At 40.8% G+C, this 25,426-nt stretch carries 23 protein-coding genes and 1 tRNA gene; 13 read left to right on the top strand and 11 right to left on the bottom strand.

The window, feature by feature from the left end:
• Positions 1 to 55: 55 nt before the first annotated feature.
• The 4 genes from PHI47_RS08555 to PHI47_RS08540 are packed head-to-tail and all read left to right on the top strand — an operon-like array spanning position 56 to position 7,177.
• Positions 56 to 2,494 (top strand): CHASE domain-containing protein, encoded by a 2,439-nt coding sequence (locus tag PHI47_RS08555; RefSeq protein WP_299936207.1) that lies wholly within the window; start codon positions 56 to 58, stop codon positions 2,492 to 2,494.
• Positions 2,487 to 5,057: an MASE3 domain-containing protein gene (locus tag PHI47_RS08550; RefSeq protein WP_299936204.1), complete on the top strand. Its 2,571-nt coding sequence runs from the start codon at positions 2,487 to 2,489 to the stop codon at positions 5,055 to 5,057. The genes PHI47_RS08555 and PHI47_RS08550 overlap by 8 nt, the downstream gene beginning before the upstream one ends.
• Complete coding sequence (locus PHI47_RS08545) at positions 5,054 to 6,487, top strand: HD domain-containing phosphohydrolase (protein WP_299936201.1); 1,434 nt, start codon at positions 5,054 to 5,056, stop codon at positions 6,485 to 6,487. The genes PHI47_RS08550 and PHI47_RS08545 overlap by 4 nt, the downstream gene beginning before the upstream one ends.
• 9 nt (positions 6,488 to 6,496) lie before the next feature.
• On the top strand, positions 6,497 to 7,177 hold the full coding sequence (locus tag PHI47_RS08540) for a response regulator (RefSeq protein ID WP_299936199.1): 681 nt from the start codon (positions 6,497 to 6,499) through the stop codon (positions 7,175 to 7,177).
• Between the two features lie 22 nt (positions 7,178 to 7,199).
• Here the strand turns inward: PHI47_RS08540 and PHI47_RS08535 are convergent, their stop codons facing one another.
• Positions 7,200 to 7,619 (bottom strand): rhodanese-like domain-containing protein, encoded by a 420-nt coding sequence (locus PHI47_RS08535; protein ID WP_299936196.1) that lies wholly within the window; start codon positions 7,617 to 7,619, stop codon positions 7,200 to 7,202.
• Between the two features lie 148 nt (positions 7,620 to 7,767).
• Positions 7,768 to 8,526, bottom strand: coding sequence for a DnaJ domain-containing protein (locus PHI47_RS08530; protein ID WP_299936194.1), 759 nt, complete (start codon positions 8,524 to 8,526; stop codon positions 7,768 to 7,770).
• Between the two features lie 125 nt (positions 8,527 to 8,651).
• Here PHI47_RS08530 and PHI47_RS08525 point away from each other — a divergent pair, with 125 nt between their 5' ends.
• Genes PHI47_RS08525 through PHI47_RS08515 form a run of 3 tightly spaced genes read left to right on the top strand, consistent with a single transcriptional unit; the run spans position 8,652 to position 10,677 of the window.
• Positions 8,652 to 9,476, top strand: a complete 825-nt coding sequence (locus PHI47_RS08525; RefSeq protein ID WP_299936190.1) for an aldo/keto reductase — start codon at positions 8,652 to 8,654, stop codon at positions 9,474 to 9,476.
• 34 nt (positions 9,477 to 9,510) lie between these two features.
• Positions 9,511 to 9,912 carry a hypothetical protein gene (locus PHI47_RS08520; protein WP_299936187.1) on the top strand — a complete coding sequence of 134 codons (402 nt, stop codon included), beginning with the start codon at positions 9,511 to 9,513 and terminating at the stop codon, positions 9,910 to 9,912.
• Positions 9,913 to 9,963: 51 nt separating this feature from the next.
• Positions 9,964 to 10,677, top strand: coding sequence for a DUF3108 domain-containing protein (locus PHI47_RS08515; RefSeq protein ID WP_299936184.1), 714 nt, complete (start codon positions 9,964 to 9,966; stop codon positions 10,675 to 10,677).
• Here PHI47_RS08515 and PHI47_RS08510 read toward each other — a convergent pair.
• Together PHI47_RS08510 and PHI47_RS08505 are read right to left on the bottom strand one after the other, a co-directional pair.
• Positions 10,674 to 11,246, bottom strand: a complete 573-nt coding sequence (locus PHI47_RS08510) for an NUDIX hydrolase (RefSeq protein ID WP_299936182.1) — start codon at positions 11,244 to 11,246, stop codon at positions 10,674 to 10,676. The genes PHI47_RS08515 and PHI47_RS08510 overlap by 4 nt on opposite strands.
• Positions 11,243 to 12,514, bottom strand: a complete 1,272-nt coding sequence (locus PHI47_RS08505) for a hypothetical protein (protein ID WP_299936180.1) — start codon at positions 12,512 to 12,514, stop codon at positions 11,243 to 11,245. The genes PHI47_RS08510 and PHI47_RS08505 overlap by 4 nt, the downstream gene beginning before the upstream one ends.
• A gap of 147 nt (positions 12,515 to 12,661) precedes the next feature.
• Here PHI47_RS08505 and PHI47_RS08500 point away from each other — a divergent pair, with 147 nt between their 5' ends.
• Together PHI47_RS08500 and PHI47_RS08495 are read left to right on the top strand one after the other, a co-directional pair.
• Positions 12,662 to 13,120: a DsrE family protein gene (locus tag PHI47_RS08500; RefSeq protein ID WP_299936178.1), complete on the top strand. Its 459-nt coding sequence runs from the start codon at positions 12,662 to 12,664 to the stop codon at positions 13,118 to 13,120.
• A 45-nt stretch (positions 13,121 to 13,165) separates the two neighbouring features.
• A tRNA-Gly gene (locus PHI47_RS08495) sits at positions 13,166 to 13,242 on the top strand.
• 126 nt (positions 13,243 to 13,368) lie between these two features.
• Here PHI47_RS08495 and PHI47_RS08490 read toward each other — a convergent pair.
• From PHI47_RS08490 to PHI47_RS08475, 4 genes are all read right to left on the bottom strand, one after another.
• The gene (locus PHI47_RS08490; RefSeq protein WP_299936175.1) at positions 13,369 to 13,770 is read right to left on the bottom strand and encodes a hypothetical protein; all 402 of its coding nucleotides are present in this window, start codon (positions 13,768 to 13,770) and stop codon (positions 13,369 to 13,371) included.
• Positions 13,771 to 13,906: 136 nt separating this feature from the next.
• Positions 13,907 to 14,365 (bottom strand): hypothetical protein, encoded by a 459-nt coding sequence (locus tag PHI47_RS08485; protein ID WP_299936173.1) that lies wholly within the window; start codon positions 14,363 to 14,365, stop codon positions 13,907 to 13,909.
• Between the two features lie 41 nt (positions 14,366 to 14,406).
• The gene (locus PHI47_RS08480; RefSeq protein ID WP_299936171.1) at positions 14,407 to 16,494 is read right to left on the bottom strand and encodes a hypothetical protein; all 2,088 of its coding nucleotides are present in this window, start codon (positions 16,492 to 16,494) and stop codon (positions 14,407 to 14,409) included.
• Between the two features lie 2 nt (positions 16,495 to 16,496).
• Entirely contained in the window at positions 16,497 to 16,982 is a 486-nt protein-coding gene (locus PHI47_RS08475; RefSeq protein WP_299936167.1) for a hypothetical protein, read from the bottom strand.
• Positions 16,983 to 17,139: 157 nt separating this feature from the next.
• Between PHI47_RS08475 and PHI47_RS08470 the strand changes: the two genes are divergently transcribed.
• A complete protein-coding gene (locus tag PHI47_RS08470) occupies positions 17,140 to 17,598 on the top strand; it encodes a YcgN family cysteine cluster protein (RefSeq protein ID WP_299936164.1) in 459 nt (152 codons plus the stop codon).
• Here PHI47_RS08470 and PHI47_RS08465 read toward each other — a convergent pair.
• On the bottom strand, positions 17,582 to 17,833 hold the full coding sequence (locus PHI47_RS08465) for an EscU/YscU/HrcU family type III secretion system export apparatus switch protein (RefSeq protein WP_299936161.1): 252 nt from the start codon (positions 17,831 to 17,833) through the stop codon (positions 17,582 to 17,584). The two genes, PHI47_RS08470 and PHI47_RS08465, sit on opposite strands and share 17 nt — an antisense overlap.
• Entirely contained in the window at positions 17,830 to 19,299 is a 1,470-nt protein-coding gene (locus PHI47_RS08460) for a flagellar hook-length control protein FliK (protein ID WP_299936158.1), read from the bottom strand. Before PHI47_RS08460 ends, PHI47_RS08465 begins: the two co-directional genes overlap by 4 nt.
• A 131-nt stretch (positions 19,300 to 19,430) precedes the next feature.
• Between PHI47_RS08460 and PHI47_RS08455 the strand changes: the two genes are divergently transcribed.
• Genes PHI47_RS08455 through PHI47_RS08445 form a run of 3 tightly spaced genes read left to right on the top strand, consistent with a single transcriptional unit; the run spans position 19,431 to position 24,466 of the window.
• Positions 19,431 to 20,240 carry a phosphate/phosphite/phosphonate ABC transporter substrate-binding protein gene (locus PHI47_RS08455; RefSeq protein WP_299936155.1) on the top strand — a complete coding sequence of 270 codons (810 nt, stop codon included), beginning with the start codon at positions 19,431 to 19,433 and terminating at the stop codon, positions 20,238 to 20,240.
• On the top strand, positions 20,241 to 23,174 hold the full coding sequence (locus tag PHI47_RS08450) for an ATP-binding protein (protein WP_299936152.1): 2,934 nt from the start codon (positions 20,241 to 20,243) through the stop codon (positions 23,172 to 23,174).
• Entirely contained in the window at positions 23,171 to 24,466 is a 1,296-nt protein-coding gene (locus tag PHI47_RS08445; RefSeq protein WP_299936149.1) for a diguanylate cyclase, read from the top strand. The genes PHI47_RS08450 and PHI47_RS08445 overlap by 4 nt, the downstream gene beginning before the upstream one ends.
• A 19-nt stretch (positions 24,467 to 24,485) precedes the next feature.
• On the opposite strand, the gene PHI47_RS08440 is transcribed toward PHI47_RS08445, so the two are convergent.
• Entirely contained in the window at positions 24,486 to 25,217 is a 732-nt protein-coding gene (locus tag PHI47_RS08440) for a class I SAM-dependent methyltransferase (RefSeq protein WP_299936147.1), read from the bottom strand.
• Positions 25,218 to 25,426 lie beyond the last annotated feature (209 nt).

The following is a 25,426-nucleotide window of genomic DNA, read 5'->3' as shown; positions in this document are numbered from 1 at the left end:
GATTTCTCGCACTTCTCTCTCGTCAGATTTTATACAAAGTCGGTTTGTTACGCTCATGGGATTTGTCTTATCGGTGATTGTCGTTGTCGTCGTTTGGTATGGAACGGACCGATTGTTATATGAGCGTTCCCAAAAACTATTTGAGCATTATGCGGAGGATAACCGTGATGCTACAGACAGACGAATACACCGATATGAAAATGCCTTGCGAAGCGGCGTCGGATTCATGCAAGGGAGCAGTTATGTCTCTCGACAGGAGTGGCATCAGTTCGTTCAGACGCTTGACCCCCAAAATTATTACCCCGGAATGCAGGGGATTGGTTATTCCATGATGCTGACGCCTGAGCAGGTTTCTCCGATAGAAGAAAAAATGAGGAGTGAGGGTTTCTCTTCGTTTGCCCTCAGACCTGCCGGTCAACGAGAATTCTACAGTGCCATTCTCTATCTCGAACCCCTCGACAAACGGAATCAGGCTGCTATCGGATACGATATGTACTCTGAACCTACCCGCCGCGAAGCGATGCAGCGGGCAGCAGATACGGGCAAATTCTCGATTTCGGGAAAAGTAAAATTGGTTCAGGAAATCGATGAAAAGGTACAGGCAGGGTTTTTGATGTACCTTCCATTTTATAAAACAGGAGAACGTCTTGACACGATCGAAGAACGCCGTCATGCATTAATCGGATTTGTGTACAGCCCGTTTCGGATGAACGATTTGATGGAGGCGCTCGGTCAACATGACGAATCGCTTCGAGTGGAGATTTATGACACTCCTCAGCGCACCAAAGAGCATCTCCTTTACCGTTCTGTGCTTAGCGGTTATAGTTCTGAACATACTTCCCATACAACCATGACCATCGGCGGCAGAACATGGCATCTTTATTACTCCAGTTCACCGCAATTCGACCGATCAACGGATAACTTTTATCCTATCTTTGCGGCGATGGTGGGATTAGGACTCTATTTTATCCTGATGTATACCATTGTAGAGCTGTTGCGAAGCCGAAAACTGCTTCAGCGAAATACGGTTGAACTTGAATTAAGCCGTTCATGGTTTCAAAGTATGTTAGAATCTTCCGTTGACGGTATCCATATCCTCGATTCTGATGGAAATCTGATTGAATGCAGCCCGTCGTTTCTCCAGATGCTCGGATATGATGAACATGATACTCAGAGTTTGAGAGTATATGATTGGGAAGCAAAATTGTCAGATGAAGAAATTGTGCATGCATTGAATACCGTATCGGCTGTTCCGATGAAATTTGAAACGGTGTTCCGACGTAAAGACAGAACCTTGTTCGACGTTGAAATCACGGCACGCCGTGTCGATGCAGACGGGGTAGAGTATCTGTATGCTTCCTCTCGGGAAATCACCGAACGAAAAAAAATAGAGCGGTTACTCAAAGAGAGTGCAGAATTCTATCAAACGATGTTTGCCTCGATTAATGAGGCGGTTTGTATTTTAGCGGATGACATTATCATCGATTGCAATGATGAAGCGGTACGTCTGTTTGAAATGACGAAACAACAGTTAACGGGGATGAATATTTTTGATACCGCTACGCATATAGAGTGTCGGGAAAATGACTTTGCTTTTTATCTGAAGGCTGCCTATCGAGGTGAGTCTACAACGACAGTGTGCTCATTGACATTGCTAAACCATTATAATGAGAGTAAGATCGTTGAGATTACCCTTTCAGGTTTTGGCCGGAGTAACAGCAACAAGCTGGTTCTGATCGCCCGTGATATTACCGACCAAATTGAGCAGGAAAAATTATTTAAAATGCATACCCGTCAGGCTCAGATGGGGGAAATGATCTCAATGATTGCCCACCAATGGCGACAGCCGTTAGCCATAATCAACGCTATAACCTCTCAAATGCGTTTACAGGAGCTGATGAAAGACGAGAATGATCCTCACATGATCGAAAATCTGATCAAAATTGAGGAACAAAGTATCCACCTTTCTCAAACGATAACGGATTACAGAGATTTTTTCCGTCCCGATAAGCCCAAAGAACTCTTTAATATTTCGACTCTCATCGATCATGCATTACGTCTGATTGACCATACCCTTAAAAATTATGGGATAACGATCAAAAAAATATCGATACAAGACCCTCAACTGATCAGCTATCGAAATGAAGTGCTGCAGGTATTGATTTCATTGTTGAAAAATGCACTCGACGCATTTGAAGAGAGTCGTGCGCAAGGTTCGATCTCTATTACGATCGATCAGGATGAGCACTATGGCATCGTCACTATTCATGACAATGCCGGCGGAATTGCTCCGGATGTCATGAATAAACTGTTTATCCCCTATTTTACGACCAAACATAAATACGGTACCGGGTTGGGACTGTACATGAGTAAAATTATTATTGAAGAGCACTGTGCAGGAGTGCTTGAGGTGATGAGCGAAGGCAATGAAACGACGTTTACCATCAAACTCCCATACGAAAATCATACAAATCAGGATGCAGAGAATGTTTAAAAAACTTGATTTGTTTGAAACGGTCACTCCGATTGTTTTAATGGTATTTTTATTGGGGATCCGGCTGGGCGAGGGGTATCTACTGTTTCATGTTCTCGTTGAATTATTCGCGGTGATCATAGGGGTACTTATCGCGATTATCGCCTATTACATGTACAAATTCACCCGTAACAATTTTTTACTCTTTCTAGGAATCGGTTTTTTCTGGACAGCGATATTGGATTTGTTTCATATGCTCAGTTACTACGGGATGAATATTTATTCTGACGTTTCTACTCAGAATCCTTCAACAACCTTATGGATTGCAGCCCGAATATTTCAGATTACTACCTTGTTGATTGCCCCTTTTATCCGTTTTGATACGATCTCGCCGCGCAGAGTATTTGGCTGGTTCGCCGTTGCGGCAGGGGGAGCCTATATCGGAACCTTCATGGGGATTTTCCCGACAATGTATGTGGCGAATGAAGGGTTAACGGCGACAAAAATTGCATCCGAATATGCCATTATGTTCGCATCCATGATCGCTCTGGTGATCTACCGTTCCAAACGAGAGAATTATCATCCGCTCATGTATCGTTCGATTTGTTGGTCTTTGTTGCTCGGGATCGCTGCAGAGGGATGTTTTACCCTTTATATCGATGTATACGGCTTTATGAATTTAGTTGGGCATATCCTGAAATTTTTTGCCTATTGGATGATTTTTAGAGGGATCGTGGTGACGGCGCTTAAAGAACCGTTTTCGGTGATGGCGAAAGCATCGAGTGCTTACGATGCGATTCCGGTTCCTGTGGTCGTTGTTGATACGGAGGGGATCATCCGTCAGATCAACCGTGCAACGGCACAATGTGCTACCCCTGTTTTCGATGAGTTCGTCGGACAGAATAATCATGATTTACTCCATCCACCGGGTATCAGCCAATCCGAATGTGAAGTATGTCAGGCAATAGAGAAAGGGGAATACCGTACGTTTGAAGTGGCCTTTGCGGATAAATACAAACAATACACGATTAGCCCTATCAAAACAAAAGATACGATTAGCGGAACCTTACAAATCTGTATCGATATGACGGCACAGCGTCAGGCAGAACGACGGCTTATCCAAGAGGGGACGCTTTTGAAAACTATTATCAATACAGCTCCGGTGAGGCTGTTTTGGAAAGATAAAGAGTCGGTCTATTTGGGATGCAATAATTTGTTTGCCCAAGATGCGGGGTTGGATGATTCGGAATCAATAGTCGGAAAGCGTGATGATGAGTTGATTTGGCACGATCAGGCTGAATTATACCGTTTGGATGATCATCAAGTGATTGAAAGCGGTATATCGAGAATTAATTACGAAGAACCGCAGGAGAGAGGGGTAGAGGACACCAGTTGGTTAAGGACGTCCAAAGTACCCTTGAGAGAAGACGTTGATGGCCCTATCTCCGGTGTGGTCGGTGCTTATACCGATATCACGGAGATTCGTCGAACACAGTTGCAGATTAAAGAGAGCGAAAAATTTTATCGGACGATTTTTGCATCGGTTCATGAGGCGATCATCGTTTTAGAACAGTATACGATCGTGGACTGCAATGGGCTGGCATTATCATTGTTTGGTACGGATAAAGAAACTTTGATCGGCAAAGATATTTTCGATTTGGCCTATGACATAGAGTGCCGAAAAGAGAGTTTTCACTACTATCTTGATTTAGCGTATCAGGGACAATACGTAACCGATGAGTGTTCGCTTCGACTTTATAATGCCCCTGATGAAATCAAAATCATCGAATTTACCCTTTCAGGCTTTAGTGATAATGATGAAAATAAACTTATCATGATCGCAAGAGACCTTACCGAGCATATCGAAGAGGAAAGAATTTTCAGAATGAATACCCGCCAGGCTCAGATGGGGGAAATGATCTCGATGATTGCCCACCAATGGCGACAGCCATTGGCAATTATCAATGCCATAACTTCTCAAATGCGTTTACAGGAGTTAATGAAAGATGAGAACAACATTCACCTGATCGATAATCTGAAAAAAATCGAGGAACAAAGCACCCACCTCTCTCAAACTATTTCAGCGTATCGGGATTTTTTCCGTCCCGATAAACCTAAAGAGCATTTTAATATCTCGATACTCATTCATAATGCTTTGAGCCTTGTTGATCATACGCTAAAAAATCATGGAATTTTGGTGGAAACAATCTCTTTGCACGATCCGAAACTCTTTACGTATCGTAATGAAGTGCTGCAGGTTTTGATTGCATTATTGAAAAATTCGCTGGATGCCTTTGTCGAGAAACGAATTTTAGACGGTCATATCCGGATCACTCTGGATGGAGATGATGAATACGGGATTATCTCGATCCGTGACAATGCCGGAGGAATCGCTCCTGAGATCATCAATAAACTCTTCATCCCGTATTTTACGACGAAGACAAAAAACAACGGTACCGGCTTGGGACTGTATATGAGTCGAATGATTATTCAAGACCACTGCCACGGCATGATAAGTGTGAATAGTCAGGGAAATGAAACTATCTTTACAATTAAATTACCGTATGAAAAGGAAACGAAATGACCTTTAAAGAGATGGTACATGAATTCTCATTATTAGCCGATGGAATGAGAATCTTATACGTCGAAGATGAGCCGTTGATACGCGAAAATACGAAGTTGTTGTTAGAGACGATTTTCTCTAATGTTCAAACGGCTTCCAACGGCATAGAGGGATTCAAACTGTACCAAAGCGGAGTGTTTGAAATTGTCATAACCGATATTTTAATGCCTGAAATGAACGGTGTCACCATGGTAAAAAAAATCAAAGAGCTAAATCCGTTGCAGCCTATTATTATCACGTCGGCGTGTGAAGAGAGCAGCTATTTGCTGGAACTTATCAATCTGGGAGTGGCTCAGTTTCTTCTCAAACCGATTCAGACGGATAATATGATCAAAATTGTTCACGAAGTGGTCACGAATATTTACAATCAGCGTAAGGTCAATGAATTTACCGCTCAGCTCAAACAAGATTTGATTCATCAAACGACGCTGTTAGAACAATACAAAGAGATTGTCGATATCTCAACGATCGTCACCAAAACCGATCTTCAGGGGAATATCATATACGCTAATGATGCTTTTTGCAAGACCAGCGGCTACGATTCTGATGAGATACTTTCCAAAGGACACCGGATACTTCGCCATCCGGATATGTCATCGGAATTTTATGAAAATCTTTGGAAAACTATTTTAAGCAAACAAACCTGGACGGGGAGCATAAAAAATCTCAAAAAAAACGGGGAACGCTACATCACCGATACGACGATTAAACCGATTTTGGATGAGTTTGGCAACATCATCGATTTTATCAGCATCAGTCACGATGTCTCTGAACTCTTTGATCTGAATGATGAAATATGGCAAACGCAGCATGAAATGCTTTCATTGTTGGGGGAGGTTGGGGAGACTCGATCCCAAGAGACAGGAAACCATGTACGTCGTGTCGCTAAATACTCCAAATTACTGGGGGAACTTTATGGCTTGGAAGAGGAACAAATACGGTTAATCTACAGTGCTGCACCGATGCACGATATCGGTAAAATCGGAATTCCGGATGCAATTTTGCTGAAACCGGGCAAACTGGATGTAGATGAATATACTGTGATGAAAACGCACAGCAATATCGGATATGATATTCTTAAAAACTCCAATCGTCCATTATTGCAAGCTGCTGCGATTATTGCCCACGAACATCATGAAAAATGGGATGGTTCAGGCTATCCGAATGCGCTTGATGGAGAAAATATCCATATTTATGGACGGATTATCGCATTGGCAGATGTATTTGATGCTTTGAGCTGTGACAGAGTTTATAAAAAAGCATGGCCGATGGATAAGATCATCGAGTTAATTATCAATGAACGAGGTCGTCATTTCGATCCAAAACTGGTCGATATGTTTATGGCAAACATCGACCAGTTTACCGAAATAGCAAACAAATTTAAAGATTAAGGGGAAAAGATGGCTAAATTCAGCGAATTTAAAAATCTATCCGTCTTATACGCTGAAGACGATAATACATTGCGTGAGATAACTGAAAAAACGTTGCAGCTTGTCGTAGGCAAAGTTCATTCGGTAGCCGACGGTAAAGAAGCATTGAAAATTTATACAACCAATCCGATCGATATCGTGATCCTTGATATCCATATGGGAAGCATCAGCGGTATCGAGGTCGCCAAAAAAATACGTGAACAAAACGATAAAGTCCCTATAGTTATCGTTTCCGGATCGATTGCAACGGAAGATTTATTGGCCGCGTGTAAACTCAATCTGATCGATTATATACACAAGCCGATCGAGTTTAATGCGCTGATTAAAGTACTTTACTCGGCAGTTGATCGTCTCAAATCGCACGGGTTGCTAATAGCAAAAATCAATGAGAACGTATCCTACGATTATTTTGCCAAAGTATTTATTCGCTCGGGGGGTGAAAAAACGGCTTTGACAAGAAACGAGATTCATGCGATAGAATTGCTTCTTTCCCATCGCGGGCAAATAATTCAATATGAAACGTTTTCTCAGGTATTGGATGAAGAGATGTCAGATGGTGCATTAAAAAATCTTATTCTTAGACTTCGCAAAAAAATAGGTGATGACAGCCAATTACAAAATCTCGCTAAAATCGGGTACAAATTAAACTAATCGTTAATGCATCGGTTGCACGTTAATGCGTGACTTGCAATCCTTGCGCTTTCCATTGGGTTATTCCCCCTTTGACATTAAGAGGAACAAAGCCCTTTTTAACCAGAATACGTGAAGCAACGGCACTTCGGTTTCCGCTATGGCAATAGACGATAATTTGTTTCTCTTTGACCCCCTGAAGCTTCGCGAGTCTTTCACTCAACACTTGCACGGGGATGAGGGTTGCACCTTCAATATGCTCTTGGGCAAACTCTTCCGGAGTTCGGACATCCAAAAGGGTAACGTTATTATCGTTTTGTAAAAGCAAGTAGGCCTGTTTAGGGGTAATCGAGTCAAAGTTGGTAAAGATCCACCCTTTGGAATAAGCAAAATAGACGGCTATCGCTACAAATCCGCTCCAATAGAGGATGTTTAATATCTGCTTTTTAGAAAATTTACTCATCACACTCTTCTTTATCTTCTTTTGATTTACGACTGACCAGTTTAACGATGATAAACATCAGACACAGGAGAATAAACAAAAGCGAAAATGTATCCATACCTGTCACCTTTAATGAATTGGGAATATTATAGCACTCGAAGGGGGAATCTTACATTCCCCGCGATTTTTTAATCATTTCATATGCGGCATTGATCTCTTGTACTTTTTCGGTTGCTTCTTTGAGATACTCATCCGATGCACCTTGCGATTTGATGATGTCGGGATGGTATTCACGTACCAATGCACGGTATGCTTTTTTGACCGCATCGTTCGTCGCATCTGTGCTAAGTCCCAATAGGGTATAGGCTTGAGAGATAGAACTCTCTTTGACGCTGTGGCGATGGTAAGAACCAAACTGCTGAAGCATGGAAGATAGCATCTCTGCACTAAAGTGCAAATGGATGGCGATGGTATGGAGCATAGCCTCTTCTGAGCTGCTTAAAACTCCATCGATATAGGAAAGATTGACGAGAAATTCCAACATCTTTTGGCGTTTATGAGGATCATTATGTAAAACGCCATAGAGCGCCTGAGCTACTTGAACGAGATTGTCGGGCACTTGTTTTTCGATATCGAAAATCTGTTTGAGCAGATTTTTAGTTGCATCCGGATCAGGAAAAAGGGCGCTGATATCGTTGAACATATTGCTGATGAGTTCTGCTTCGAGTTCATCGATTCGTCCGTCAGCTTTGGCAACTTTGGCGACGAGAGCAACAAAAAGCCCGAGTTCGCTTTTGGCGAGATGTTCTTTGGTGAGTACGAAATGTTGAAACTGTTTTTTTGAATACACGATCTGGTTACGGGAATACCCTCTGTATACCCAGTAAAAGATGGTGATGACAAAGATCAACAGAAAAATTTGAGTCATGAAAAATCCTACGATGAAATAAAGCGGTAGTGTACCCATAAAACGCTAATGAAAAGCAAGCTGGAACAGTACAAATGTTCAGTTGGCTATAATCATACGATTGAGATAAATAGAAGGATGATACGATGCCAAATACTCAAATACCATCTCTGATATACGGAACAGCATGGAAAAAAGAGGAGACGGCGAATTTGGTCGAGATGGCTATTATGAGCGGATTTCGGGGAATTGATACGGCATGTCAGCCGAAGCATTATCATGAAGCGGGTGTGGGCGAGGCGCTGGAGCGATTGAATAAACGGGGGATAATGAGAGAATCGTTATTTTTACAAACCAAATTTACCCCCTTAAGCGGCCAAGATCCTTTACGTATTCCGTATGATCCTGCTTCCCCATTAGAGATGCAGGTTGCTCAGTCATTTGAAGTATCGAAGCAGAATCTGCGAACCCAATACGTTGATTCGCTCGTACTTCATTCGCCCTTATTTCCCTATACAGATCTCCAAAAAGTGTGGAGAGCGATGGAAGAGATTTACCATTGCGGCGGAACACGCCGACTCGGAATCAGTAACTGTTATGATCTGGAGTTACTTAAACGGGTTTATGCCAATGCTGAGGTAAAACCAACCGTAGTACAAAACCGTTTTTACGCTGATAGCGGGTATGACATTGAGTTTCGTGCATGGTGCGATGGAGAGAATATTACGTATCAGAGTTTTTGGTCGCTAACCGCCAATCCCCATATTTTAGAAAGCCAAACGATCCTAGGGTTAGGACGTAAATACGCTAAAACCCAAGCACAGATTTTCTATCGCTATCTCTGTCATAAAGGTATCGTCCCCCTTATCGGTTCTACCTCGAAACACCATATTGACGAGGATTTGCAGATATTTACGTTTGAGCTTGAGCCCGATGAGATAGCCGCTGTTAGCTCTCTTTTAGAGGTATAGAGCTATAATTTCGTCCAAAAAATGAGGATGATTTATGGTTCAGCGTTTAGTACTGATATGTTTTTTACTCTTTAGCACTGCCAATTCGGCGGAGCTTTCTACCATGGATTCGATCCGATCAAAAATACTTACATCGGCAGTGTCGCTTTATTTCAGTGCACGCGGATATGGCAAGGTTGAAAACGTAACGGTCGATACGACGAAAAAAACGCTTAGTTTTAATCTTTTACCCGAAGGAGAGAGTCAAAAACTCTCTGTGGTTATCGGCTCGTACATGACTCTCACGGTCGATAAAGAGCAGTATTTGGTTCTCCAAAAAGTACAAACCAATCGCGTTTGGCTTAACCGTATCTTTGCCGATCACATGGAAGAGGGGATTAAAGTACCGTTGGGGGTTGTTTCAAAAGGGGCAGGATCGTTATTGCTCAGCATGTAATGTACAAATCCTTCACGATTTCATAATACGCTTGCTTAAAAGGATGACATCATGAAAAAAATCGTTTTATTGATGGCAATATTGTCACAAATTTTGAGTGCAAAAGTCCTGAGTGCCACGTATGAAGTTTCTTTCGGGATTTTTCAGACGATGGGAGTAGCCGATGCACGGTTTGAAATCAAAGATGATCAGACCTATACCATCCGCATCGAAGCCAAAACGACAGGAATCGCCAAGGTTCTTTCCGGAAATCGTATTGAGATTTATGAGAGTCGCGGAACGGTGAGAAACGGTAAATTACTACCCGATATGTATAGCAAAGTCCGTAAAAATAATTCCAAAAAAGTGACCAAAATCTATACGTTTGACCACGTCAACAAAGTGGTATGGAAAGAGACGATAGAGGGGAATGAACGCAATAAAGAACCATACGATTTTTATGCGGCCGAAGATATTTTGACCCTCTTTTTTAATATCGATACCTATTTGAAAACACGCCAAGATCGAGTGTTACATGCCATCGGAGGCAGTGGAAAAGACGGTCGTATCGATGTGGTGTTTCCAAACAGCAAAGTTTTGAAAGAGATGAAAAAAGAGCTGGATAGGGAGGATGGAGAATTCCTAAAAGTGGTTCTGAATGATCGAATTTTCAGCAGTGCAAACGGTGAACTGCTGATCAATTTGGGTTCGGATGGGCTATGTGACAAAGCGGTACTTGAAGATGTTCTCCTCTTTGGGGATGTTGTAGGGGTGAGGGTCCGTTAAACTTCCATACCGAACACTTCGCGCAGTAACACGATGAGGTCTTCTCGGGTCGCTCCGGCAAACGTATTTTCGATAAATCGTTTGATCCCTTTGTTTTCATGATGGATCAGAGGGACGATTTTGATTCCGGTAATTTCAGACATAAAATGCGAAGCATCTCCCTCTTCATATGCGTGTAACAAAATGGAGCGTGAGAAGTTGTTCAGGATATGATAATAGATATGTAAAAACTCTACTTCGAGAACTTTGAGCCCATAAAAATGGGTGATGATTTTGTTCTCATGGCTGGCAATCGGATGGACTTTATCCGGCTTGATAGTGATACCGATCTCCTCTTTTATCTCTCGTACCAGTGCTTCTAAAAGAGTCTCTCCCTCATTGACCGTTCCGCCCGGAAACCCCATTCGGCCGTCCCATCGGTCGATCATAATAATTGCCGGACATTTGAAATGCTGCATATCGTCTTTAAAATATTTCCACGGAGAGATCGCGTCGACATAGATGGCTAGAAACACGGCATTTTTTTTGTCGGGGTTTGTTTGGCCGAACGGTACTCTCTGTGTTTTCATACGATTGAATCTTCATTGAGAATATGGGTAAGTGTCTGGGCAAAAACGTGTGAGGAGACATTGGTTGGGAGGAGATAACGAATATGATTTTTTTTGACTTGTTCCATAAAACTTTCACTTGCATTTTCAACGACTAAAACGACATTGGTATTTTGGATAATTCCGCGTGATTTTAACATTTTGATCAATGCGCTCAAACCTGATATCTGGTGATCGATGAAAATGTAATGGGGTACTTCTTTCGTGAGCGATTCGACCATTTTATCATAATCCATTGTTGTTTCCAGATCGATGTATTTGTCAATCGAGGTGATAACCGATTTGAGCCGCATCGCATTGTCGATCTCTGTCGTTAAATAAAGAACTTTATGGCGGTGCAGGTTTTCAAGATAGGGGACAAGTGCGGCCAACTCTTGCTGCTCTGCGGAAAAATTTTCATGGTTTAGCGATTGCAGATAGTATTTGAGGTACGTTAAGCTCGAAAGCTGACCTTTGACATAGGATTTTTGAAAATGCATTTTAATCGGTTTGGAATCCCGGGAATATTTCCATAATGAAATATCAAAGACATAGGCGGCTTTATTTAATAAATCGGTAATTTTTTGATCAAAAATAATGGCTTGAACCGCGTATTTCTTGGCAAAGCTCTCTTCATTTTCAGTGATAATCATGTCAATAAACTGGACAAGTTTGAAATTTTCCTCTTCCTGTGATCTTTTTGCATGGATTTCGTCGACGATAATCCGTTTTGCCTTTTTCATTCTTTGCTGAATTATGAGATAGTAGTCCGATGACTCAGGCGTTTTTTTGATGTGATACTCCAGTTTGGCGATTGCAGCCTCTGCAACCGTTATGTTGGAATTATGGTGCTCTATAGAGCTTTTATTGGATTCAACTCTCTTCTGAGCTTGTACAAATTCATCGTTTCGACTGAGAAAAAGGTCGTAAAACGCTTTTTTGATCTGTTTGGATTTTTGTTTGAATGCATCGTAAATATCGCTTAACGACATCAAATCTTTCAGAATGTCCGCTACATTTGAATTTTTAAGATCCAGATCCAAGTCGACGAGATTATTATAGGTTGTGAGGAGAAAGCGGCGCAATTTTATAAAATCGATACTGTTCGGTGCGTTCTCGTATTGGGTAAACGATTCAAGGGAATGATTGATTGTAGTGAAATAATCAACAATGGCACTTTCGGTACTGAAGAAAAGTTGGGCAGATTCATTGCCCTCTGTTTTATTGTCCGAAACCGACTCTATCCTCATGTCAACAACCAATACATTAATTTGATAGAGAAAAACAAATATATTATGGCATTGTTTTATTTAAAAATAGGAAATGTTTTTTTTACACATTTTTTACACACTTTAGCCATGATACCGTTCACTAATTCTTTCTATAGGACATTCATCATGCGTTTAGCTCTTTTTATCGTACTGTTTGCAGTTACGTTTGCCTTTGCGGATACAAAAAAATTTATGATCGATTTGAAAACCGGTGATATGGAATCGTTTAGCAATCAGCTTTTGATCGGGGTTCCCGGAACGATCGATTATTTTACGGCTCAGGGAGACACGGTCGAAGTAGCCGTCGTCATACACGGCGAAGCCTATAAATTTTTTGTCCAAAATCTCGAAAACACCCAGTATGGAATGGATAAATCACTCGTCGAACACCAAGAAGCCATCCATAAACGGCTCGAAGAGATCGAAAAGAAATACCATATCCATTTGGATATCTGTATGTCTGGAATGCATAAAAAAGGGATTTTGAGTGAAGATTTATACCCTTTCGTCACACCGATCAAATCGGCTATGGTTGGCTTGGTCAAATGGCAGAATGCCGGATATGCCTATGTGCCTGCACACTAATAAATGAACTTTTAAGGGATTTTGTTTTATAATTCCCTCAGTGATGCGGGAATAGCTCAGTTGGCTAGAGCGTCAGCCTTCCAAGCTGAATGTCGCGAGTTCGAGTCTCGTTTCCCGCTCCACTCCTCTCTTTTTAAACAATCTACTTTTATTTTGCAATCACATTCTTTATCCCCATTAAACCCTCACAAATAGCGTTAACAATACTATTTGGATCAAATATTGGCTAAAACAGGGGGCTGCTAATGTCAGTCACGTATTAGGGTGTGACACCGCATACATGCTTTTTGAATATCTAAATATGCATTTTGAGCAGTTTCCCAATGTGCGGTATTCATACTCGCATTGATTATTATAACGTTATCGTCGATTGTTCGAGAGGACATCATTGCGATGCGGACTTTGTTTTCTTTCCCTTTTGGAAGCAAAGCCGCCATAAGCTTTTCATCACCGAAAAGCATTTTAGCCTCTCCATTCAGAGCATTAGCCGTTCGTACCGCTTTGTCTTTATCACCTTCTATAAATGCGGCTTGCATTTGTATCATGTAACTGTTAAGTTTGAGCATATTGTCTTTTAAACTATATTCAATTGCGAAAGCATTCATGGTCAAAGTCAATGCCGTAACGCCGATTAGTACTTTTTTACTCATTTGAATCCTCCTTCTCGAACTATTGTTACAATATAGTAGATAATGAATTAAATGAGTATAACTTTTTTTAATGCTTGCGCGTTTTAACGTAGAAATTAAGTTTTATAAAATTTGTATACTAGGGAAATAGCCTCAATTACCCCATATTCTTTTTTAATACATCGATCGGCATTACAAACAGTGCTTTAAACAGAGGTGATACGCGTGTCGTTTTCTCATCGACTACTTCCAACGCATTAAACGTGAATCCTTCTCCATCGGCCGCATTGGCCGGTGTGACGGTAAAGCTAAGCGGTTTGAGAGTACGAATCATATTGAGGATGTTTTTATGACGTTTGTCTTCTGCCGGAAGAAGGATATTGCCGTCTTTAGTGCGTACTTTTGCCGATTCGATGAGGAGTCTCCAGTTATCGGCATGAAGCGTTTTATTCCATGTCATCACGCCGTTGGAGTAGTTGATTTGTTTTTTTTCTCCGACGATAATCCCCTCACGGGTTGTACGGATCGTCTCAGCGAGAGTGAGGAAAAAGTTTTTGCCTCCGACGGAATCGGCACACTCACGTAGTAATTCACTCAATGATTGTTCGGTTGTCATAAAATATCCTTTTCTTTATCCTCATCATATCCAAATTTACCCTAACGAGCGGTTGCTTTTTTCTCCTCTTTGTCCACCGACAACAGCAAAACAGGCAAAATAAACAGATCACTTAGTAGTGAAATGAACATCAAAACGGCTCCGTAAGCACCGATAAGCTGCAGAGATTGGAGCTGGGTGAAGGTCAACAATGAAAATACGATCATTAAGACGGTAGCACTGATGATTGCGGGAACAGCGGCATAGAAAAACATAATTTCCAAAGCATGTTTTCGGGTACGTCCGAAATAACGGCTTCTGAAATATTTGTATCCGAAATGGATAATCGTATCGGAGGTTAATCCCACCGATATAGTCATGGCAATCAATGCTTCAATCGTTAACTCAAATTTAAATAGAATCATAAATAATACGAACCAAATAATAGGGATGGCATTGGCTGCAAAGCCGACCCATCCGATTGCGACAGAGCGAAAAATAATTCCCATTACCAGAGCAATGATTAGCAGTGCTGAGATTAACGATGAAACGAACAGGACCATTTTTTCCATTTTTGAGCTTTGGGAAAGGCTGTCTGTATCGGTCAAGTAAATCGGTAACGCTTTGTACGATTCCAAAAAGCGTATGACGGCAGAGTGATCTGCATTTTTTAACGTGATGGTGATGTTGAGGGAGTCTTGATCCATATAGGATTTTTCAAGATCATACAGTTCGAGAAAAAATAATGCTTGTAACAGGCGCTGCTCATCCAACGGGTTTTTCGGAGTATTCGCCAGATCAAGCTGCCTAAGAACTGTGATAACCGAATCGACTTTGACAACCCCGTACGTATTGCTGCGCAGATCTTTTTCAAATGTCTCTATTTTTTGGAGCATTCCCAAATCGATCTCTTTAAACGGTACTTTAAGGGTCATCGTTTCATCAGCAACATCCCGCTCAAAAAGGTTAGGGGAAATGTATAGACGAATCCCGACGAAGATGAGGATCAGCAGCGTGAGAAGCATGAACTTTTGGAGCAGTTTGGGATTGTAGTGAACTTCTTGATTGGCAAACCAATAGCATACCCGGGCAAGAGAAATTCTGGGATGCGAAACCGAAAAATAACTGAGGAGTGCAGGTAAAAATACGATACTGACGACATACGCTACGATCGAGGAAATCATTAAACTCAGGCTCATCATTGTAACAATCTGAGAGTTGGCAAAAAGGAGTGATCCTAAACTGATGAGAAGAACCGGTAATGTCCAAACAGCCGGGTGAAGATTTCGATTGATACTTTTTTCGAGGGCTCGATTTGGATCACTTTTAAACTGTGAAACATGCCAGCGATAGTAAAAATAGAGGTAGTGCCCGATAGCAATGCTTACTACCATGAGGCTCATGGCAATATGAATTTGCTTATTACCGGTTAAGAGATAGATTAATGAGAAAGTCCAAATCAGGGTGATGATAGTGACACTGATTGCTCCGAATGCAGCAATGATGTTTTTGAAAACAATTTGCGACATTGCCATCACAACCAATAAAATAATCCCTATATACCAGAGATAATGAGATAATTTGGCTTCAACAAGCGGTTCGGAGTATTCGTACTCAAAGGGAATGCTCAATTGATCGAGTTGGATAGGCGTTTTGGAATGAATAATAAAATGGAATCGGTGGAAATCATTACTCACAAACCGGCGGTAAGGCTCAGGAAGAGTTTTGACAAAAGTAATGATTTTGTTCGAAGACATTTGCGTGATCGGTAAGGCCTTGACCAAAGCAGATTCTTCAGAAGTTTGATCGTTGAAAATCATATACGATGAAAAAAGAGATTCTACTTGCTCAATTCCCTTTTTATGCTCAAGTTCCGTTTGGAGGGCTTGCAGGGTGTTTTTTGAAGCATCATTAAAGAGGGGAATATCTATGCTTAGGCGTCCTACGTAGGTTGCAGAATACAATTGCTCCTGATTTTTTTGAAGTTGTTTGGATTCACTGAGCCAAAATACCGTATCTGAGGAGATTAACTCGGGTTTGAGAAGATTAAGTGCAAACGATGAAATGAGAAGAAACAGCGTTAGGATAAGTACTCGAAATCGTCGAATAAGGCTGATGTAGCGTGATGTGTCGGGAGTGTGGTAATACATGGCTACTTGTTCTCTTTCAATATAATCAGATAAGGGCGTTTTGAAATACCAATGGTATCAGCTACACGGGCGATATCATCTATTTTCGCTTCAATTTTTGGTTCAATTCGGGTATCTGTCACTATCTCTTTGCCCCCTACCATCACTTCGAGTGTTCGTTGCAGTGGCGAAGATGACGCATATAGGGTTGCTATTAGGTTATGTGAATGAAAACGTTTTAGCTCGTAAAAAAAGATATAGTATCGATAAATGCCCCGCATTTTTGCATTCTCATTAATCATAGTGATAAAATCACGCGAATGGGGACACTTAGGATCAACAAATACATATATTTTTCGTTCACCTTCTCCATAGATGATTGCATGTTGTTCGATGGGTTGTATTAATGCTATTTTTTCTTTTTGAGTATCCTCGGATGCATGTACTTGCATGATAACTGCACACAGCAGTAAAATCATTGAATGAATTGCAGGTAATAATATTTTCATTCTGTATATCATAACGTCATTGTACACCAATCTGTATTACTGTTTTGCTACAAATGTGATGAAAAAGTGATCATTTATTGTGAATTTTGTATTTTTGTACGTCAATCTAAAGGGTTGAAATAGATTGTTTTAATCGCAAATATGCTATTTTTCGACTATGAAACAAGATGAAACTGCCCAATTTTGGGAAACAAAAACCCTCGACGAATTAACACCGCACGAGTGGGAAGCACTGTGTGACGGATGCGGACTATGCTGTTTGAACCGTCTTCAGGATGAAGATGACGATACGGCACCTATCTATCTGACCCGTGTTGCGTGCCATTGCTACGATATAAAAGCGGGACAATGCAGCGATTATGCCAACCGTTTTGCGAGAGTAGAGGGGTGTATGAGACTTACCCCCCAGCGGGCGGCAGAGTATACATGGCTTCCTGATACCTGTGCCTATCGTTTACGCCATCAGGGGAAACCGCTTCCGTCATGGCATCCGCTCATCACAAAAGACCCTCACTCCGTACGCCCGTTCGGAATGCACGCTCTTGAGCCTGTTTTGGAGAGTGACGATATTGAGTTGGAAGATTATATTGTGGATGATTTTATCGAGGATTCGTAATTTTGTAGATAAATTTAAAGACTTCCGCAACTGCTACATAGAGCTTTTCGGGGATCTCTTTATCGATTTCCACTTTGCTCAAAAGCTCTACCAAATCTTCATCTTTACGGATGGGGAGGTTATGGAGTTCGGCTATTTTGATAATATTTTCAGCCGTTATCCCTTTGCCTGAAGCAATGACGCGCGGGGCATTTTCCTTTTCGCTATCGTAGCGCATTGCGACCGCTTTTTTCATACCTTTACCTCAAATCCTAAATCCGTTCCGTTTCGCTCAGTCGTATAGGTTTCTTTTAGCGGTGATAGTGTCTCTTTCATCTCAAAAACCCGTATAGACCTCGGAGTGAGATCGGCATTGATCAGCAGTGATCGCAGCTGCGAAATATTTTCTTGAATCAAAGTTTTAAGCTCTGGTTTTTCGGTGTGGGCTTGGATTTCGAGCTGATTTCCCTCATACAATGCCATCATCAGATTCAGCTCGCCGTACTCTTTGAGACGGAGATTGATTTCGCAATAAAACTTTTCCCCCGCTGTTTTTTTAAATGCCATTGAACCCTCTTCGAGTTGATCCCATGCGAAGGGGATGTAAATGGAATTCGAAGCACCCAGATAGGAGATCAGCTGATGATAGTCGATCTGAGTCAGAAGCTTATCGGTTTGTTCCAGTAGCGTAGGAGCATTGGGATCGCTTGAACGGGTGAGTTCTTCGTGCAGAGAGAGGAGATTGGACTTCAGATCATCGGCCATCGATTCTTGTAAGAAGGTTTCGCTTACCAGCTCTTTTGGGTTGGTAAACTCGCTTAGTTTGGTGATAAGAGAGGAGAGCTCTTTGGTGATATCACCTTCATTTATGGCACTTTTGAGCTGTTGGGTAAATGTTTTTAACGCTTCGGTAGGGGCATTATTCAAATTTTTGAGCAGTTTTTCGATGGAATCAAGTAACTCATTCGTATCAGGGGCACTGCTGCGTAAAAGGGTACCGTAGAGTTGGGAGAGAGTCGTTTTTAGCTCTTGAACGACACTGATCTGATCGAGTTTTTGGGCGAGGGCAGAGACCTCTTTGGAGTAGAGAGGATCGCTTTTGGAGAGAAGAGTGTGGAGATTATCGGTCACTTTCTTCAATGTATCGGTGAGGGTGAGGGCGTTTTGGAAGTTTTGGGATGATGTCGAGAGAATAGGATTTTCTAAAAGAGTTAAAATTTGTCTTTGAAGGACTTTGGCTTCGCTTTGAGGGCTTTTACTCAGAACATTGCTAAGCTGTTCGAGGGTTTGTGTGAGATCGGGGAGTTTTTGTAACGCTGCGGCAAATTTGGACTCCATGAAAACCCCGCTGTTGGTCACTTGATTTTTGAGCGTTTGGGTATCAATAAGAGCAATATTTTTGAGAAATTTTTCCAATACAGCAGTTTTAGGAGAGAGATCGGGAGATGTTTTTAACTCTTTTAGGAGGGATTGGAGATTATCGGTGAGACTCCCCAACTTTTTAAAAACGGTAGAATTTTTTAAAATATCGAGTAAAACAGTATCGGATTTGGTAGAGGTGATTTTATCCTGAAATACGGATGTGAGGAGCCCTTTGAGATCTTTTCCCTCTTTGAGTGTTTCGAGCTGTTCGGGGGTAGCATTTTTGATCGCTTCACCGAGCGCTTTGTTCATGTTGGGAAGGAGGATGTTCAGCCGTGCTTCAGGGGGTAACGTTATCATGGAATAATAATATCACAGATTCTGTTTGTATAAAATTTTAGAGATGAATAGAATAAAAAAATAACGAAAAAATTCTCTGAAATCACGATAACACTGCTATAATCGTATCAATCACCTTTTAAAGGAACCTGATGCGACGAATTGCCGTTTTATTGCTTAGCTCCTTCATGTTTACCCCCTTATTTGCAAAACCCTTAATATTTGGGGTTGTGCCTCAACAAAGTCCGATTGAGCTGATTAGAGATTGGCAGCCGGTTGTGAGCTATTTGGAAAATGCTACCGGAGCAAAAGTTATTCTTAAGATCGAGCGTTCCATTCCCGAATTTGAAAAAGTACTGTATAGCGGAGGGTATGATATAGCGTATATGAATCCGTATCATTACGTTGTTGCACATAAACGCCAGGGATATATTGCGAAAGTACGGGATGAAAAAAATATTGTCGGGATTTTGGTTGTCCGAAAGAACAGCGATCTTTCGGATATTTCGATGCTCAAAGGGAAATCGTTCCTTTTTGCTGCACCCGATGCGTTTGCCGCAACGCTTCTGCCAAAATACGAATTATTAAAAAAATACGGAAATGATATTAACAAAGATAAAAATTATCGTTATGTTAATTCGCACGATTCCGTCTACAAGGGAGTTGCTCGGGGGATAGGCGACGTCGGGGGAGGAATAGAGCGGACATTCAATAATCTTGAAGATAAAGAGACTAAAAATGCTCTTGTCATTTCGTATAAAACCAAAGCATATCCCAGTCATCCGTTCGCTTTTAGAACATCTATGCCTGAAAGTCTCAAAGCAAAAATGACAAAAGCTATTTTAGAGATTCCTGATCCTATGATTGCTTCTTTGAGTATGAAGCATCTTATTCAAACGGATGATAGTGAGTATGACGCGGTACGCGATATTGCAGTGGCACTACCTTCTACGCAAGAATAAATGATGAAACTCTCATTTCGATATCGATTTATCCTCTCTTTTTTGAGTATTGAAATCCTGTTTATTTCTCTGATCGTTTTTTTTAACTTCTCCTCTCAGGCAAAATTATCCCGCTCTCTTATTGATGAAAAAATTCAAACGGGGGGCACACTTTTTGCAGAAATGGCAAAGACACCTCTAGCGGTATATGATCTGGGGACATTGGATAATCAGGCTAGAAGTTTTGTTCATCTAAAAAATATTGTAGCGGTGAAAGTTTTCGACAATCAAGAACGGTTGCTTTCTTACGCTAGATCAGATACGACTCTCAATATCGATCATTTTAGCATATCATCCGGCGATATATTACATAAAGAGAGAGCTTTTAGAGTAAAAATCGTCCCAATTGACATTGATGGAGAGATACTTGGAAATGCAAAAATTCTTTTTGAAATTACCGAAAGTTTACAAGCGATCGAAAAAAATAGAAATTGGACATTTTTTCTAATCGTGATTGAGATTAGTATCAGCTCTTTTATCGCGTATATTATCGGCCGTAAATTGACCAATGCCTTAAATGAATTGACCTTTTATGCACAGCGCATAGCACAGGATGAACAGACAGATAGTTTGGAAATCGGAACCGATGGAGATGAGATATCGGTTCTCTCAGAGACACTGCATCTGATGCAGGAGCGTATCGCTGAACGCAATGCTACATTAAATGAAGCGGTCATACGACTCAGAGAAGATATTATTCAGCGGAATGAACTCGAAAACAAACTGATTTACGAGAAAAGTATCAATAAAACGCTGGTTGAAAGTGCCAATGCCATCATCGCGATTATTGATCGCCAGGGGGTTATGATCAACCTTAACCCATTTGGGGAACGTTTTACCGGATACACTCAACACGAGATTGCGTCAGAACCCTATTTTTGGGCGAGATTTTTACCGATGCAAATGCGAGACAAAGTAGTCGGTATTATTGAAAATGCACGAGAGGGGAACATCACTGAAAGTTTTCAGAACTCATGGATATCCAAAGACGGTGAAGAGAAGATATTTGAATGGTCTAATGCTCTTGTTAGCGATGAAGATGGTCAAATGCAGTATGTCACGACCATCGGAATCGATATCACAGAACAAAAAGAGCGCCAGAGGGAACTCGAAAAAGCTAAAGAAGCAGCCGAGCAGGCGGCGAAAGCAAAATCTGACTTTTTAGCCAACATGTCTCATGAAATTCGGACACCGTTAAACGGCATTATCGGATTGACAGAGTTGGTTCTTAAAACCGATTTGGAACCCACGCAACGCGATTTTCTCGAAAAATCAAATATATCTTCTCACGCGTTATTGGATGTTATTAACGATATTCTCGATTACTCTAAAATTGAGGCAGGGAAGTTTGATTTGGAATACAAACCATTTGAACTGAACAATGTCCTTCGTAATATTATGAGTCTTTTTGAGTTTCAAGCACATCAAAAAGGGTTAGCAATCAACTTGGAAGTTGATCTGATTGAGAGCATGATGATTGGTGATCCTCTGCGTTTGACACAGATTTTGACGAATCTGGTCGGTAATGCGGTGAAGTTTACCGAATCGGGGACTATTACGATTTCTGTTATTGTGACACAGGAAGATGATAACTACTATCACCTATTGTTTAGCATCAAAGATACGGGAATCGGAATGAATACGGAAGCTCAAAGTAAACTCTTCCAAGAGTTTTCACAAGCTGATACTTCTATTACACGCCAATTCGGAGGGACAGGGCTTGGGCTTGCCATTTCAAAACAATTGGTGCAGATGATGGATGGTGATATAAGCGTGGAGAGTGAAGCAGGTGTCGGGAGTACCTTTAATTTTACGGTGAAGTTCGGGAAAATGAAATTGTTTTCAGACCAACCTATTCATGAAAAAACCGTGATCACTCCAGAGCGTTTGAATGCACTTCAGGGTTCGCGTATTTTACTCGTAGAAGACAATAAAATCAATCAGATTGTTGTATTGGGAATGTTGGAATCTTTGGATGTCATTGTCGATATAGCGACAAACGGAAAAGAGGCGGTAGAACTTGCGCAAACGATGTTGTATGATTTGATCTTGATGGATTTGCAAATGCCGATTATGGATGGATTTGAGGCAACTAAGGTAATCAGAATGATCTCCGAGTATAAAGAGGTGCCGATTATAGCCCTGAGTGCCGCTGTTATGCAAAAAGACAAAGAGCTTACGTCTGCGGTAGGGATGAATGAACATTTGAGTAAACCTATCGAAAACGATGCCTTGCTTGAGACGCTAGTACGATGGATTAAACCTAAAGAAATCTTTTTTAAAAAGGTTGAAAAAGTCAAAAAAGAGGTTCCTCCGGTAGAGAGTTTGAAGGTTGTAATCGATGGGATTGACATGCAATCATTAACAGATAGAATCGGAAGCGATAGCGAACGGATGAAACGGTATCTGCTGTATTTTTGTGATGAATATGAAGGGATTGAATTTAATGCTGATGAGGTAGAAACGGAACCGTTTAAACATCTTATTCACACCCTGAAAGGGATCAGCGGGAATCTTTCTATGGAGAAAATCTATAGCCTCTCCAGTACTATAGATCTTTCCGATGATCCGAAAAAAATACAGTCATTGATACCAGAACTTGTCATATTAGTAAATGAAATGATCCGAAATATCCGGATGTTTTATCAAAATGAGAGTTCATTGAAGCCGGATACGATTTTCAGTGCTGAAGAGACCGCATCGTTTATAGGGAAGGTTATGGAAGATTTGAGACATTCCTCCATTATCCAGGAGGGAAGGGTTCTAACTCTTGAAAAGATGTTATATACTACGTATGGCGAAGAATCATGTAAAACAGTGATCGAATATTTACATACGTATCAATACGATAAGGCTTTAGAAATACTTCAAAAAATATCAGGTTCCGTACAATGAAAGAGAATATCAAGCAAAAAATTTTAATGGTGGATGATGAGCCTTTAAATATATCGGTTGTGGCTGAAATTCTATTCCAAAAGTACGATTTATTGGTTGCAACCAATGGTGAAAAAGCCCTCCAAATCATATACTCCGACACAAAGCCGGATTTAATATTACTCGATATTATGATGCCGGGGATGAGCGGGTTTGAAGTGGCAAAACGGATTAAGGATAATCATAAAACCAGTCATATTCCTATCATATTTTTGACCGCTAAACACGATAATGATAGCATTGTAAAAGGATTTGAGCTCGGAGCGGTTGATTATCTCTTAAAACCCTTTCAGAAAGAGGAATTATTAGTTCGTATTAAAAATACGTTACAAACCTTTAATCTTCGAAATACGCTGAACCGTGCGTTGGAAAAGTCTCAATCATACGTAAAAACGATTGAGAAACAAATGGCGCTTATCGATAAAAATATCATTATCTCTAGCACCGATTTAGAGGGAAATATTACCGAGGTATCCGACGCATTTTGTAAGGTATCAGGATACAAAAAAGAGCAATTGATCGGAAAATTACATCGGATTGTCAGACATCCTGATATGAAAGCATCAGTATTTGCAAAACTATGGGAGACTATTACCAAGGGAGATACTTGGTGCGGAGAGATCAAAAACCGTAATAAAAACGGATCTTTTTATTGGTTGGATACGATGATATATCCTTTGTTTGATGATTTGGGAATAAAAGTCGGTTATACCGCAATCAGTCAAAACATTACCGACAAAAAACGGGTTGAAGAGCTCTCTATAACCGATCAGCTTACCCAGCTGCATAATCGGATGTATTTAGAAAACAGTTTTAATAAAGAGATTAAACGTTCAAAGCGTTACAGCCACACCTTTGCGGTTATTATGCTCGATATTGACCATTTTAAAGAGGTAAACGATACCTATGGGCATGATGTAGGGGATCATGTTCTGGTCGCTATTTCAAAAATATTATCGGAACATATCCGTGAAACGGATATTTTGGGGCGTTGGGGCGGTGAAGAATTTTTAATTATCTGTCCTCACACAACAGAGATTGAGGTTAGCTTATTGGCGGAAAAGCTTCGCAGTTCGATTGAATCGTACCGATTTGATACCATAGGTCAAAAAACTTGCAGTTTCGGTATTTCGGTGTTTGATCTCAATGATGATGGTTATAAAGAGGTGGTTAAACGTGCCGATGAGGCTCTCTATACTGCCAAGAATAAAGGGCGGAATCAGGTTGTTGATTATGAGTCACTATCAAAATAAAAAGATATTTTAAAGATTTTCATCGCCGTTGAGCCGTGATGAAAATCAGATTGTCGATTATATCAATTGTATCTTCGGTATAGATTTGCTCGATTTCTTTAATCCCTTCTTCGATCTCTTGATCACTAAAGACTCCCAAATCAGACATAAAACGGTGTCTAAGCATCTCGTACCAACTCTCTTTCGGGAGGGTAAAAGTGTGGCTTCGCTGGGTAGTTATAACCTCGAATCCGCACGCTTTTAGTTGATTTTCAAAAAGCTCATGCGGAGGCTGATTTCGTACAAATGCCTCTTTGGCTGCTGCAAAAAATGGAAAAGCGATGTGTTGCGGACGTGTGATAATGAGGAGTTTTCCTCCATTGGGGAGCATAGCGTACGCCTTTTGCCAAAAGCTTTCTCTCTCAGGGATATGATGGATTACCTCTTTGAGAAGCATTTTGGTAAATGGGGTTTTGGAGGTTAAAAAAGTATGGGCATCTGAACAAAGTGCTGTGATATTTTCCAGTTTGGAGGCTTCATCGCACATCGCAGACGAGGGTTCTATGCAGTACGCTTTTCGCAGATTCGCTTCATTCATCAATCGGCTTGTAAATGTTCCTGTTCCCCCTCCGATATCGGCGAGGATATCATTGTGTGATAGGGACATATCTCCTATGATATGCTTTATGACAAAATCTTTGTAATCGTCAGAGAAATACCAAATACGGTTAAAGACGTCAGCGATAGAATCGAAATGATTAGTATTGTCCACAGTGTTTTCCCTTTCTTTAAAATCGAACTATGACGTAAAAAAATAGTTTGCCAACTTATAAAAATAAACTGGAGTAGTAGTTTTTTCCAAAAAACAACAAAAAACATTTTAGTTTAATAATTATTTCGGTATAGTTTTCGAATTTAAAATAACATCAATTAATCTAAAAGGTTTTTTATGGAGATTGCCGCTTCTCTCCTTAGCCCCCT

This window comes from Sulfuricurvum sp. (assembly GCF_028713855.1).
Lineage (GTDB): Bacteria > Campylobacterota > Campylobacteria > Campylobacterales > Sulfurimonadaceae > Sulfuricurvum.
Note: the sequence above shows the minus strand (reverse complement) of the source record. Positions and strands in the feature narration are given on the sequence as shown.

Excerpts from the sequence above, each read along its gene's own strand:
- PHI47_RS08535 (WP_299936196.1), bottom strand. The coding sequence starts at position 7,619 with ATGAGTAAATTTTCTAAAAAGCAGATATTAAACATCCTCTATTGGAGC.
- PHI47_RS08520 (WP_299936187.1), top strand. The coding sequence starts at position 9,511 with ATGGTTCAGCGTTTAGTACTGATATGTTTTTTACTCTTTAGCACTGCC.
- PHI47_RS08540 (WP_299936199.1), top strand. The coding sequence starts at position 6,497 with ATGGCTAAATTCAGCGAATTTAAAAATCTATCCGTCTTATACGCTGAA.
- PHI47_RS08490 (WP_299936175.1), bottom strand. The coding sequence starts at position 13,770 with ATGAGTAAAAAAGTACTAATCGGCGTTACGGCATTGACTTTGACCATG.
- PHI47_RS08455 (WP_299936155.1), top strand. The coding sequence starts at position 19,431 with ATGCGACGAATTGCCGTTTTATTGCTTAGCTCCTTCATGTTTACCCCC.
- PHI47_RS08550 (WP_299936204.1), top strand. The coding sequence starts at position 2,487 with ATGTTTAAAAAACTTGATTTGTTTGAAACGGTCACTCCGATTGTTTTA.
- PHI47_RS08475 (WP_299936167.1), bottom strand. The coding sequence starts at position 16,982 with ATGAAAATATTATTACCTGCAATTCATTCAATGATTTTACTGCTGTGT.
- PHI47_RS08510 (WP_299936182.1), bottom strand. The coding sequence starts at position 11,246 with ATGAAAACACAGAGAGTACCGTTCGGCCAAACAAACCCCGACAAAAAA.
- PHI47_RS08480 (WP_299936171.1), bottom strand. The coding sequence starts at position 16,494 with ATGTATTACCACACTCCCGACACATCACGCTACATCAGCCTTATTCGA.
- PHI47_RS08505 (WP_299936180.1), bottom strand. The coding sequence starts at position 12,514 with ATGAGGATAGAGTCGGTTTCGGACAATAAAACAGAGGGCAATGAATCT.
- PHI47_RS08555 (WP_299936207.1), top strand. The coding sequence starts at position 56 with ATGGGATTTGTCTTATCGGTGATTGTCGTTGTCGTCGTTTGGTATGGA.
- PHI47_RS08485 (WP_299936173.1), bottom strand. The coding sequence starts at position 14,365 with ATGACAACCGAACAATCATTGAGTGAATTACTACGTGAGTGTGCCGAT.
- PHI47_RS08445 (WP_299936149.1), top strand. The coding sequence starts at position 23,171 with ATGAAAGAGAATATCAAGCAAAAAATTTTAATGGTGGATGATGAGCCT.
- PHI47_RS08515 (WP_299936184.1), top strand. The coding sequence starts at position 9,964 with ATGAAAAAAATCGTTTTATTGATGGCAATATTGTCACAAATTTTGAGT.
- PHI47_RS08450 (WP_299936152.1), top strand. The coding sequence starts at position 20,241 with ATGATGAAACTCTCATTTCGATATCGATTTATCCTCTCTTTTTTGAGT.
- PHI47_RS08530 (WP_299936194.1), bottom strand. The coding sequence starts at position 8,526 with ATGACTCAAATTTTTCTGTTGATCTTTGTCATCACCATCTTTTACTGG.
- PHI47_RS08465 (WP_299936161.1), bottom strand. The coding sequence starts at position 17,833 with ATGAAAAAAGCGGTCGCAATGCGCTACGATAGCGAAAAGGAAAATGCC.
- PHI47_RS08500 (WP_299936178.1), top strand. The coding sequence starts at position 12,662 with ATGCGTTTAGCTCTTTTTATCGTACTGTTTGCAGTTACGTTTGCCTTT.
- PHI47_RS08470 (WP_299936164.1), top strand. The coding sequence starts at position 17,140 with ATGAAACAAGATGAAACTGCCCAATTTTGGGAAACAAAAACCCTCGAC.
- PHI47_RS08545 (WP_299936201.1), top strand. The coding sequence starts at position 5,054 with ATGACCTTTAAAGAGATGGTACATGAATTCTCATTATTAGCCGATGGA.
- PHI47_RS08525 (WP_299936190.1), top strand. The coding sequence starts at position 8,652 with ATGCCAAATACTCAAATACCATCTCTGATATACGGAACAGCATGGAAA.
- PHI47_RS08460 (WP_299936158.1), bottom strand. The coding sequence starts at position 19,299 with ATGATAACGTTACCCCCTGAAGCACGGCTGAACATCCTCCTTCCCAAC.